The organism is Paenibacillus sp. Y568 (genome assembly GCF_059445545.1).
On sequence record NZ_JCAIUM010000012.1, the window covers coordinates 55504 to 68764 of the forward strand.

At 40.1% G+C, this 13261-nt stretch carries 10 protein-coding genes; 1 reads left to right on the forward strand and 9 read right to left on the reverse strand.

The features are described 5' to 3' along the window. Nucleotides 1–43: 43 nt before the first annotated feature. Nucleotides 44–3277: a chitinase N-terminal domain-containing protein gene (locus AC1D7X_RS17265; RefSeq protein ID WP_495475798.1), complete on the reverse strand. Its 3234-nt coding sequence runs from the start codon at nt 3275–3277 to the stop codon at nt 44–46. 329 nt (nt 3278–3606) lie between these two features. Between AC1D7X_RS17265 and AC1D7X_RS17270 the strand changes: the two genes are divergently transcribed. Beyond that, nucleotides 3607–3777: a hypothetical protein gene (locus AC1D7X_RS17270; protein WP_495457617.1), complete on the forward strand. Its 171-nt coding sequence runs from the start codon at nt 3607–3609 to the stop codon at nt 3775–3777. A gap of 136 nt (nt 3778–3913) precedes the next feature. Here AC1D7X_RS17270 and AC1D7X_RS17275 read toward each other — a convergent pair whose 3' ends face one another. The 8 genes from AC1D7X_RS17275 to AC1D7X_RS17310 form a co-directional block, all read right to left on the reverse strand. Further along, complete coding sequence (locus AC1D7X_RS17275; RefSeq protein WP_495475799.1) at nt 3914–5050, reverse strand: rhamnogalacturonan acetylesterase; 1137 nt, start codon at nt 5048–5050, stop codon at nt 3914–3916. Between the two features lie 245 nt (nt 5051–5295). Further along, nucleotides 5296–5964 carry a fructose-6-phosphate aldolase gene (gene fsa / locus AC1D7X_RS17280; protein WP_495457616.1) on the reverse strand — a complete coding sequence of 223 codons (669 nt, stop codon included), beginning with the start codon at nt 5962–5964 and terminating at the stop codon, nt 5296–5298. Between the two features lie 390 nt (nt 5965–6354). After that, entirely contained in the window at nt 6355–7323 is a 969-nt protein-coding gene (locus AC1D7X_RS17285; RefSeq protein ID WP_495475756.1) for a permease prefix domain 1-containing protein, read from the reverse strand. 6 nt (nt 7324–7329) lie between these two features. After that, entirely contained in the window at nt 7330–7656 is a 327-nt protein-coding gene (locus tag AC1D7X_RS17290) for a PadR family transcriptional regulator (protein ID WP_495475757.1), read from the reverse strand. Between the two features lie 166 nt (nt 7657–7822). Then, nucleotides 7823–8587: an aminoglycoside adenylyltransferase domain-containing protein gene (locus AC1D7X_RS17295; RefSeq protein WP_495457613.1), complete on the reverse strand. Its 765-nt coding sequence runs from the start codon at nt 8585–8587 to the stop codon at nt 7823–7825. A 160-nt stretch (nt 8588–8747) separates the two neighbouring features. Further along, the gene (locus AC1D7X_RS17300) at nt 8748–10187 is read right to left on the reverse strand and encodes a DHA2 family efflux MFS transporter permease subunit (RefSeq protein WP_495457668.1); all 1440 of its coding nucleotides are present in this window, start codon (nt 10185–10187) and stop codon (nt 8748–8750) included. A 39-nt stretch (nt 10188–10226) separates the two neighbouring features. After that, the gene (locus AC1D7X_RS17305) at nt 10227–10796 is read right to left on the reverse strand and encodes a TetR/AcrR family transcriptional regulator (RefSeq protein ID WP_495457612.1); all 570 of its coding nucleotides are present in this window, start codon (nt 10794–10796) and stop codon (nt 10227–10229) included. 185 nt (nt 10797–10981) lie between these two features. Then, nucleotides 10982–13138, reverse strand: a complete 2157-nt coding sequence (locus AC1D7X_RS17310) for an alpha-galactosidase (RefSeq protein WP_495475758.1) — start codon at nt 13136–13138, stop codon at nt 10982–10984. Between the last annotated feature and the right edge of the window lie 123 nt (nt 13139–13261).

Genomic DNA, 13261 nt, shown 5'->3' on the forward strand with positions numbered 1-13261 from the left:
GTTGACGGGTTCCTTTTTAAGAGATGACTATTATAATATAACTTTATTTCACAACATTAATCGTGATCGTTTCACTTGAAGTTACTCCCGCAGCGTTCATCAATTCACTACGGTATTCATATTTACCTGGTGCTTTATTCGTAATGTCTGTCGTAGCACTTTGGGCACTTGATGTGTTCTCTACGAGACTCTGAGTATCAATTAACACGTCATTCTCATACAATCGATATTCCGAGCCATTCGTTCCCCACCACATATTCATGCTCACTTTGTATGTTCCATCGCCATCCCAGTTATCATGTGATAACACAGATTTAGCCGGTGATGCTGCAGATACCGTAACGATCAACGGATCACTTGTGGTCGTTCCAAATACATTAATCAGCTCAGCTGTATACGTATAAGTGCCATTAGCTTTACCAGATATACTTGTCTTTGTATTCTGTGCTGTAGGAGAAGCATCACTTAAGATCTGTGTATCGATCAGAATCCCGTTCTCGTATAATTTTAGAATCGTACCATTATTTCCCCACCACATATTCATAGATAGGGTATAACTACCACCCTTAAGCCCATTCAAATGTCCACTATTATCGGATAATACAGGCTTTCCTGGCGCTCCAATAGCTAATGGATTGCGAACGGTAAAAAGAATGCTGTTCTCAGCTTGATTACCAGCTAGATCGATTACAGTGTATTGAATCGTATGAACACCTAAGCCAAGATCTGACGCATTCACTGAAGCGCCACTACTAATCTCTTGTCCATCTACCAATAGCTTTTGTGTGGATACGCCTGACAGTGAATCTGTACTCGTAAGTTCAAATTTCAGAACGTCCTCTAATTTCACATCCGCTATCGATTGACCTGATTGTGTTAGCACGACGGAAGGTGCGGTTCTATCAACTTTTACTTCCACCGATTGAGTAGATTCTACTTGACCAGAACTTGTTAACGAATAATATTGGATGGTATGAATTCCTTCCGTTTGAATCGTTACAGGTCCTGCATATACGACTTCTGGCTCGCCATCTATGCTATATTTCGTTGTAATCACATCCGTCGTGTTTCCCGTTGCTGCTAACAATAGGATCACATCGTGATTAAACCATCCATTCTCATTAGGTGATGAAGAGAACGAAGCAGTGGTGACGGGTAAAGTCGGTACAATCACACTAGTGAAATCACTAATCCCTCTAGGTTTCAATTGAAATACACCCTTGAAGATTGCTGAAATTCCTGTTACATCAACAACATCTCCTTCTTGATAAGGGAAATCTGCTAATGTTAAACCCGTACGTACATCTACTCTTACATGGTTACTTGTAGAACCATTGACCGCATCGAATTCAAAAGAACCCGCAGGTGTTGCAGATATTATGTTTCTAATCGTCACATCTTGGAGTTGAATCACTTGGCCTTGATTGACATCATTCACACTTACGGATACTACAGGAACGGGGAGTGAAGCTGTTCCAGTTTTTACAATAGCAACGGGATCCGTAAGCTCAATCTCTGTGTTATACAATGTAAGGGGTGCTGTTATTTTGACTATATCGCCTTTATGAAATCCACTTAATGTCTGAAATACATATATGCCCGCAGTATCATCTTGAAGATAAAATGCTTGGCCTCCAAACGATCCTGGCTCCGTTGTTACAACCCCTTCTAGAGTTACAACCGTTCCCTGCGCTTTACCGCGTGCTTCGGATACGGTAATTTGGCTTGGAATTGGATTGCCTTCTTCAGGAAGCTCTTCTGCAGGTACATCCGCTATTTGAACTGCGGAAGTGATGAGATTGGTACCATTCTGTCTCAATCTAAGACTTGCCGCTCCCAACGTACTTGGCTTAATACGTACCGTGAGATCTTTATAGGCTCGTCCACTACTATTCGATGTTAAGCTATATGTCGAGCTATAAGCGTAAGAGGCAGGCCAAGTTCCATCTTCGTTCTGAATCTTAGCAACCTGTGTTCCACCCGTTAAATAAATCCCCGTACTAAATCCTGATACGGTTGTGTTTGCTGGTAAGTTATCAACGACGACACGTATTTGGAAGTCTTGAGCATTAGGAAGCTGTGCTTGATGTACGAAACTATATGTTGCAGCTGCACTAGCTGTAGGACCTCCATATGAACCTGCTTTATATGTCGCACTGTCGAACCATTTGTACCCAGCTGAAGGAGCAGCCCATGGTTCCGCTTGAGGTTCTGTTGAAGTCTCAGGAGTCTCCATTGCTAATAACGGTGTTGGCTGATCAAGTTGTAAGTTGCTTACTTCACTTAGACTTGTATAATCTTCTTTTTCAGACAACCAGTTAACCATGTTAACTAGCAATGTGCCGTCATCTTGTTCTTTAAATCCATCATAGGTTGTTTTCTTCGCACCTGTTTCTTCACGTAAATACTTAGGAGTTGCATCTTCAACTGGCGATGAATCACCAATAAAGCCTGCCTTTCCTGCACCCAATTTGGATACAGCTACATATGGACCTTCAGCTACTCCACCACCCTTATATACCCCTTGATCTACAGCGTTACCCCAAGATAGGTTAGTAGTAGGAAGATATACAATACCTTTTGATTTCGTTGGATCAATAATCGCGAGTGTGGATCCTGCGTGCATTGCAACTGTGGATACACCCGAAGTAATACCGAAAGCTTGGTCTGGTGCTACGATTTGATTCGCAGTGATATCCCCTAAGGCATTATATCGGAATCGAATACCGAACTTCGATCCTAACCAGTCAGAACTCACGACATCCTGCATAGCCGCAGAGTTACGTTCTTCTGTACTCATTCCTGAAGCAGGATCGTTCCAGGCTCCGCGACGATAGCCATTCATCGCCTCAGATCCATCCCAACGATTCTTGTTACGATCTGCATTATAATGATCTCCGATAAAGAAGATACTGTTACCTTCTCGTACATATTGTTCCATAGCTACTTGCTCACTTTGTTTGAAGGGAACATTTGCTTCAGCAATAACGAATACATCATAGTCTTTCAAATCAGCATAGGTAATAGGAGTTGACTTGCGAAGTTCTTTCACATAATAACCATCATTTGCGAGTGCATTTCCGAAATCTGAGAAAGCTCCATCGATAACCCAGTCTGCTGCACCGGCTGTCTGCGCATGAGAATTATCGAAGAGTACCTTCTTCCCTGCATTGTCATTAACAACTTTAGCTTGGATGAACGGTGCCGGATCTGCTGGACCCTCCGCCAATACAGTTGTCATACCACCACTTAAACCCACATGAAACGATAGTGCCATAGACAACACAATTGCCGACTTCGCTAGCTTAGCTTGAAAACTAGTAAACTTTCTCATTTTATTCCTCCCATGTGTTAAAAGACTAGTATTTCAATTTCAGTCTATCATGAATTTATTTCTAGAAGTTAATATATTTGTAAATTAAAAGGTTAATTTTTGCATAATTTGTAGTGAATTATTCTACTTTTTTAAACTAACCTTTAAACATTCCGTTAGTAGAATATATTTCCACTCTTTTTTATCAAAATTTAATGAAAGAGTCATATTCTATTAACATTTTTATTATATTCTAGTATGAACTTATTACATGAGTAGAGGAGGAATACATCATGATGAATGAATTACAAGGATCGATGTGGATGACATGTTTTCTTCGTAGTCCAGATCAGGAGAAAAAAAATAGTATTGCTAGCGTGATAGAGTCCAACGATATGGAAACCATGGAGAGTATTCGCTTTCATTTAGGTTTAAGGAATCAACTGCATTTACTTAGGAGATGAACTAGCTGAGTATCATTGACTTGAATAACCAACCTTATCACCTTACAATCATTCCATTTAAAATAACGAAATAGACATATTCCAAATTTCTGGAATATGTCTATTTATGTGTATCCTAGCAACTAACCATTATTATCTAAAAACCATCTACCCCTTGATTTCTTAAGTCCTCTACGACAAGTCTAGCAAGTTCCTTCGCTCCCGCACGTGTCGGATGTAGTCCATCAGCTAGAAAAAGAGCACTTGTTGCCTCAGGCCCAATGGCTGTGTAATACGCCGAACTGAGGATATTCAAGTCAACAAGTAGTGTATCTTCTTCAGCCGCTAAAGCTAGAATCGTATTCCTATACCACTTGTTCTCAGCTGAATGAACGCCGTATTCATTGAAATCAGTAGCCAACCCTTGCGGAGTGGATAAAATAACTGTTGCACCCGTTGCTTTTATTTGTTGAATCATATCTTGCATATTTTGCTTGAATTCTTCTTCTGTAATCGTACTCTTGCGATGATTATCATTAATCCCTAATTGCAGTATGAAATAATCATCTGGTTTTATATATTTTACAATAGCTTCTAACTGACCATCATTTCGAAAGCCTCTTGAGGCTTGTCCTCCAGATGCCATATTTCTAATTTGAAATTTATCTTTTTCAAGATAGCGAAATAACATTTGTCCCCATCCACCACGTTCACTGGTCATTAATGGATAGTAGTTAGATACAGTTGAATCTCCACCTACATAGATCGTTCTATTCGTAACCAGATCTTCTGACAATTGAACAATCTCTAGAGAACTTATTGTAGAGGCTGTACCTTTTGCACTTGCAGTAACAACTAAGTTTAATTGTCCATCCGTAATTGGAATTTGAAATTTATCTTTCGGATTTGTGCCCGTCATATCCATGATTTGATATACTTCTTCGGCTACGACATTTGATTTCACGGTATCTCCTAAGGTAACCGTCACCTCATAAAGTCCATTGGGTAGGTCCATGTTAAAAGTGTCTGTACTCTTCGTTCCCTCTGTCATAATTTGAACAGCATCGCTGTGAAGACCTTTCGCAGATGACAACACATTTTTCAAGTTTCTTGTTGCATTAAATCCATATCCTTTGATTCTCGTATATCGATCCGTTGCTTTAACGCCTATGTAACCCGATGTTACACTACCTCCACCGAAGTCAAACTTATACGACGAGCTTGCTTCTGCACTAACATGTTCATCAGGCATCGTTCCTACTACTGCTGTCGTAGATAATAAGATCGCACACATTAACTTCAGTATTCTGCCTTTTTCCACTAGTAGTCCTCCTCATGAATGACGATTCTTGTCATTCCCGCTCACTTAATATCAAAATATAGAATGATTTCAATTTCTTAAGAATACCACAATATAACAGAATACAAAAATTTAACTTGAATTAAAAAGGACCTGACGATTCGATGACCGTCAGGTCCTATGTTTAACGGCTAGATTTGTATATCAGTTTTTAACGAAGGCTTCTTCGTAACCTAAACTTAGTTTTTCGGAGCTTTAACCCAGTCAGCAGCAAATTTCTCTAAACCTTGATCTGTCAACGGATGTTTTGTTAGTTGCTCAATAACACTATATGGAACTGTTGCAATATGAGCTCCTGCCATAGCGACGCGAGTCACATGATCTGGATGACGAACAGATGCAGCGATAATTTGTGCATCCAAGTTGTGAATACGGAATAATTCAGCAATTTTGGATACTAACAATACGCCATCTTCTGAAATATCATCCAAACGACCTAAGAATGGAGATACATAAGTTGCACCAGCACGAGCAGCTAGAAGCGCTTGGTTCACAGTGAACACTAAAGTAACGTTCGTCTTAACACCTTTTTTATTTAAATAACGACAAGTTTCAAGACCTGCTATATTCATAGGAACTTTGATTGTAATATTCTTGTCCCCACCATTAATCTTAATAAGTTCATTTGCTTCCGCAATCATATCTTCAGCCGTAAGTGCATCTGGGGTTACTTCCGCAGATACAGATTCAACATCAGGAACTAATTTCAATATTTCTTCAATACGATCTTCAAACTTCACGCCTTCTTTAGCAACTAAAGACGGGTTGGTTGTAACGCCTGAAAGTACACCGATTTTATATGCCTTTTTAATATCCTCAACATTTGCAGTATCGATAAAGAACTTCATGAACAATTACCTCCTAGTTTTTAATAACTATTATATTATAATATTAATTATCTTTAATTTCTACTTTGTACGACAATTCAACTCACTAAAGCTTTCTCATTTCCCTGTAATTTTATTCATAATTTTGACGTATAAATCTTGCTTAGTTCACGATAAATTTTCCCCTTCCCTTACTCTCCCAATGCTTTTATCAATTTAACATGACTTCACTTCAATCTATATGCACGCTCGTAAAATGGAATATTTTGTTTGTTGGTAGATAGTTATTAAGTATAATATTTCCATATACTCTTTTTACACAAATAACCCTTTAGACTCATCAGTGGGAGGTTTGTGAAGACTCCTATGGGTCTAAAGGGTCTTTTTCTTGTGATTACGATCGTAGTCACATCACATTCGGGAGACATTTTTCTTCTTCATCATATGATAGATATTGCCGAACATGCCGGACAGGATACCTGTAATCGGGAATATCGCCCAGTTAACGTCCCAGCGCTGATAGACAAATCCTGTAAATAGGAACACTGCCGTCGCCAAAGACCATACCACAGCGTTTACAGCTCCAACAATCCGTTCTTCCTCCTTCTTCTCTGCAGCGATGTGCGGATCTTCTAGCAGCTTCCTATAAGTTCCCTGGATAGTTCCATAATAGACGAACAGGAACACCGCTACTGCTGCAATGAATAGAAAGGCAGCAACTCCATAAGAAGATAAATCATCGTTGATATAGGAAGTCGCAAAGATAGATACCGGGGATAATATGCACAAGCATACCCCCGTAATCAAAGAAAGGCGGTAAGTTGGAGCGTAAAGGGTTTGGTTACGCTGAAGTTCCATTTTGAGAGAATAAGGTAGCTGAAATCCTTGCTCCAGACCTTTAAAACGTTCAAGTTTCATTCCGCTATAAATGAACATCCCAACCGCTACAGCGACCATCACGAACATTCCGATCAGCCCTAACATTGATCCTTTATCAGCCATATCCGCATTATTTTCAAAGATTGTACTAAGCGTAATCAGTAGCGCTACTCCCCATGCGCAGAGAACAACGCCGATTCCGGTCCATAAACCGTAGCTACGTCTAGTAGACACATAGGCGTGAACTTCTTCTTCTGTCAGCACAGGCAGGACCTGATCAGGTCCTGATGTTTGGATGCCAAGCTCAGCAGTCAGCTCCTCAATATTACCGAATTCCGAAATGACGATGCCAATCGCCTCATTCTCCGATTTACCCTCCCGCTTAAGCTCGAAATACTTCTCTTCCATCCCTAACAATAACTCCTGCTTCAAATGCTTTAGTTCTGACGTCTTTGGCAGCCCTGCGAACATATTATCCAGATATACTGTGATCGTCTCCATACGCTATCACCACTCTCTGATAAATTGGTTTACTACCTCCTGTGTAACCTTCCATTCTTCGCATTTCTCCTTGTAATAGGCTAGACCCAGAGGGGAAATTCGGTAATATGTGCGCCGCTTACCGAGACTCTCATCCTGATAAAAGGATTCAATATACCCGTTCTTCTCTAGCCGGGTGAAGGCAGAATATAACGTTGTTTCCTTCATGACATACTTCTCCTGCGTCAGCTGCCTGATATTCTTTGAAATCTCGTAACCGTAGGATTCCCCATCAAGCAGCATGTAGAGAATCAGCGTATCATTGTAGCCACGAATAACATCACTGCCGATCAAAATGATACCCCCCTGATTACTTCATCTGTCGTAGTAGTTGAAGTATATCATAATTACTACGACAGGTGAAGTAGTAATTCCATAAATAGGAAAAAAAATCCCAAACCCCACTTGGTTCGGATTTTTTTTGTTCACCTGTATGTAGTTGGAGTAGTATGGGTCGACGTTAAATCAATTGTTTATTAATTTCAAGTAACATGAAATCAGCAAAGTCTGCTAACAGCACCTGATCATGCTGATTCTCATCCTTCACTCCGTTATATTCATTCAAATACATCTGAACCAATTCTTGATATTCGCTAGGTAAGTTATGTACACCCCATTCTCCTCCTTCTCTTTTGGAAGAGATACGTCCCTCTCTTATGTAAAGAAGTACTCTACACAAGTTTAATGTGGTATACATTGGATTATTCACAATTTCCTCGTCGGCGTTCTTCACATCGTAATGTATGGAAGCTAGATAGTATTGTCTTGGAACTGGAGGGTAAAGTTCTTTAAGCGGTTTCCCGTATAATGTTATTCCTCTGTGATAAGCAACAGCAATTTGAGAAGCTAGATCTGCATCTTCATAATCACTACACAGATAGTCTTCTTCTCTCCGATAATGTTCACGATGATAATCCGAATAGTGGAACACACAGGGTGTTGGGTACACGATTGATTGTAGTGAAGATTCTAGAACTACACTTAACTCAAGACCATGTCCGATGGTATCATGAAATACGACAACTTTACGTGCAAGCCTCTTCTTATGCTCATCTGAGCAATTTTCTTTGATTACCACTAATAAGTCGATGTCACTCTTTAATGGATTGAAACATCCCATGGCCAATGAACCATGTAAGTAAACGCCTAATAAATTGTCACTTAAATCATCAGTAAACAAATCTACCAATCGCGATAAATGTACTTGAGTTTGTGCTGTGATCACCCTTCATCCTCCTACCTATCTCTCTAATTTAAATATTTATTATAGGGCTAATCATCCATTTTTGGTAGATAAAGAATAATTATAGCAGTACCATATTCATAAGCTCATACAAAAAAAGCTCGCGTGATTTACACGCGAACCCTATGGATACCTATAATATTTATTTCTGATGTGCAACGATTACACGTTTGATAAAGAATGAAACAATCAGACCCACGATCGCGATCACCATGGCAAATATGAAAGCACTTTGTACGCCTTGCGTAAATGCAGGGAGTATATTGGATGGATCTTCAGGATTGGATACACCACTCAAATAACTCTTTTGACCAGCAGCCATGATACTTACGGCAAGAGCTGTACCAATGGCACCCGCTACCTGTTGCAACGTATTCATGATAGCCGTACCATCTGGATACAAATCACGAGGAAGCTGATTAATTCCATTCGTCTGAGCAGGCATCATAATCATGGAAATCCCAATCATTAATGTGCTATGAAGCACGATAACGAAGACGATTGTAGACGTAGCTGAGATACTTGAGAAGAACCACAGCGAGACACTAATAATTACAAGTCCCGGAATAACCAACCACTTCGGACCATATTTATCGAACAACCGACCCATAATGGGTGACATAATTCCGTTAATAATACCACCAGGGAGAAGTAATAACCCGGCTTTGAAAGCCGTATAACCTTGACCCATGATCAAATACATTGGAAGAACCAACATACTAGATAAGATAACCATCATACATAGGAATACCATAAGAACTCCCATAGAGAACATTGGAAATTTAAATGCTCGTAGGTTAATCATTGGTTGCTTCATAGACATTTGACGAATTCCAAAGAGTACAAGAGAAATTACACCTATAATGATAGCAATAATAACTTTAGGACTACCCCATCCTTCACTCTCACCTGCACTACTGAAACCGAATACGATGCCTCCAAAACCAATCGATGATAGGATAATGGATAATGCGTCAATTTTAGGCTTCGTAATCTTGGTTACATTCTGCATATATAGAATTCCACATATTAGAGCAATAATAAGAACTGGCAAAGCCAACCAGAATATCCAGTGCCAGCTTAGATTCTCAATAAGAAGTCCTGCAATCGTTGGTCCTATAGCGGGTGCAACCATAATCACTAGACCAATCATCCCCATGGCAGCGCCACGTTTCTCTGCCGGAAAGATAATTAATATCGTATTAAACATAAGTGGCAATAACAATCCAGTTCCAACAGCTTGGACAACTCTTGCTGTAAGCAAGACTTCAAACGATGGAGCTAGTGCTGCCAATAATGTACCTAGAATAGAGAAACATAGTGATGTTATAAATAATTGTCTTGTTGTAAACCATTGAAGTAACATACCTGATACTGGAACTAGAATTCCTAACGTTAGCAAATATCCTGTTGTTAACCATTGTGCTGTTGCCGGTGTGATGCTAAGCATTGTCATTAAATCGCTTAGCGCAACATTTAAAGCTGTTTCACTAAACATACCGATAAATCCACTTAATAGTAATGCAATCAGGATCGGTAGTGCCCTAATTTTTTTAGCGTCAATCTGTGGTGTACCTTGCATGGTTCCTTCCAATCTGTCCATCCTCCTAGTAATCTCTCTCTATTTAAGTAAATATGAAACATACTTTGATGCGGTTATGAGTGGTTTCTCATCTCGGTTAGTAAGGGTAAGTATAAGAGCTCCTTCAAGCAGAGATAACACGATAGAAGCTACCTCCGTGGATTTCACTGTTTCCATTCCCTCTTGTTCAAGTTTCATAGCAATAAGATCTTGCCAATCTTTAAAAACAGCCTGAGAGTCTACTCTTAGTTGCTCACTAACACATGAAGTCTCAACAGCTGTCCAAAAGGAAAAAGGAATACACCCCTCGAACTGCGATTCAACCGCTTCCTCACCGACATTACGAATGAATAATTGTAATGCCTCTTCAGCACTACTCGTATCTATAAAGCACTGATTCAACTTTTGTAACACCACTACACGTGTACGTGCAATACATTCCGAAGCTAGCTCTTCTTTCCCGTTGGGGAAATAATAATATAATGATCCCTTAGGAGAATGACTCTCCTTAACAATCTGATTTAAGCCAGTGGCATGATAACCTTGTGTGGAAAAAAGTCTTGTAGCAATGTTAACAATCGCATCGCGTGAATTGGACTTCTCTAACACATACCTGCCCCCCTTTTTTTGTATATAACAATCGGTCTATATAATTTATACAGGATAAGATAATTGGAGTCAATCCTTTTTTAATTAAAATTTTAGATATAAACACCCCACCTCATGGATGGTTCCAAAGGTGGGGTGTTATTTGTAATGCTCTATTTTTTCAAAATGCTAGTAAGATTCTATGATCACACGTTAGCTTTCAAATGAAACCATGTGCTCACGAAATCTCCATGCAAAGATGGGATATGTAGCCCACTTTGCATCAATCGATCTCCCCCGAACGATACTTCTTCCTCACCGATGGTGTATTCAAATTCAGGGTCAAGTCCTTTTAATCTGACTTTCTTCAATGGTCCATTCGGTTCAGCCAACACTTGGAAGTAATAGACTAGCGCTTCGCTCTTATCCTCAGACACGAACATCCAAGACGTGTTATTTCCTTCAAAAGGACTCTTCAAGCGATATAAGTCTCCTTGTTGAACCAAAGAACGTATCTTCTTATATTGTGCAACTTGCTGCTTCACGATCACTTTCTCTTCATCTGAGAAGGAGGTTAGATCCATCTCATATCCGAAGTTCCCAGACATCGCTACATCACCACGTGTCACAAGAGAAGTAATCCGTCCCACTTGATGATTAGGTACATCAGATACATGGGCACCCATGGTACTCACGGGATATACGAAGCTTGTGCCGTATTGGATTTTTAAACGTTCAATGGCATCCGTATTATCACTCGTCCACGTCTGTGGCATGTAATATAGCATTCCTGGATCAAATCGTCCTCCGCCACTCGCACAACTCTCAAACAAAATATGTGGAAATTGTTGTTGCAATTTCTCTAATAGACCGTAAAGCCCCAACATATAACGATGAGCTGTTTCCTTTTGTCTAAGAGCGATTCTCGTTGCCGATCCAATCTCCGTCATGTTACGATTCATATCCCATTTCACATAGGAGATCGGAACGGTTGAGAATATTTTGCTCAAAGATTCAAACAGATAATCACATACCTCTTGTCTAGATAGATCTAAGATCAATTGTGTCCGAGCTTCTGTCCGGCGTCTACCTTCTACATGAAGGCACCAATCCGGATGTTTACGGTAAAGATCACTATCTGGAGATACCATCTCTGGTTCGAACCACAATCCGAACAATAGGCCTAATGACTTCACTCTTTCCGCTAAATTAGTAAGGCCTTCTGGTAGTTTATTACGATCTTCTACCCAATCTCCAAGAGAAGTCGTGTCCGCGTTTCTTTTGCCAAACCATCCATCATCTAGAACGAATAGCTCTATACCAAGCTCTGCTCCTGATTTAGCAATCGATACAATCTTCTCCGCATTGAAATCGAAATAAGTGGCTTCCCAATTGTTCACTAGAATAGGTCTTTCCTGATCTCGATGAATCCCTCGACAGAGACGTTTCCGATACAACCGATGGAAGGTTCTTGACATGCCACCTAACCCTTCTGAGGAATATACCATGATCGCTTCTGGGGTCTGAAAGGACTCTCCAGGTTCAAGTAACCATCCGAAGTCAAAGGGGTTAATCCCAATAGATACGCGGGTAGAAAATAAATAATCGACTTCTGCTTCCGCTACAAAATTACCACTGTAAACCAAGCTAAATCCAAAAACATCTCCCTGATCTTCATCGGCATGTGGAGAAGTTAACGCCATAAATGGATTGAACTGTGGACTACTCGCACCTCTGCGACTTTCAATCGTTGTCACGCCTGCTTCTAGTTTTCTTCTCTTTACATGTGTCTCTCTCGACCAACCACCTGACAAATAGACCATGTCATAGTCGCTATCGACAAAATCAACACTTGCACTTAAGGCTCTCTCTAGAGAAACAGATTGACTTCCATTATTCACAAATTGTACAGAACGACTTATGGCATTATGATCTTCAAACACCGTGTAGCTTAAGTAGACAGTCATCCCAGAGTATTTATCCACCAATTCGATCTCCAGTGTCTGCGATTCCTGATCCGACTCTACATATACAGCGGGTAATCCAGCTAACTTCGGCTTACCACCGGTAATTTTATGCGATTGATATACCAATTCTGTAATTCGACTACCATCTTCAAGTTTCACTTGATAGGCTGGATTTCTGAAATCACCAGTTCCATATTGCGGATACTCTTGTGGGAGACGATCTGTCGAAGCATTGTCAGGGTAATGAAGTAAGCGGTTTAAGTTCCCTTCATTTCGAAGCTTCTTTCCCCAGTACACGTGAAGTGGATAACCGTCGTTATTTAATTGAATGATGTAACTCATATCTTTGGATTGTAGATGGAAAATTCGGTCTTGTTCTGTATAAGTAATTGTCATGTAAGGAACACCCTTTCCTAGATCACTGAATAGTTGTAAGCGAAACCAATGGGTTCATCATACCTCTGTCCACCACTTCCCGTAAATGGAATCACACTATATCATTATGGCATTATGCTAGAT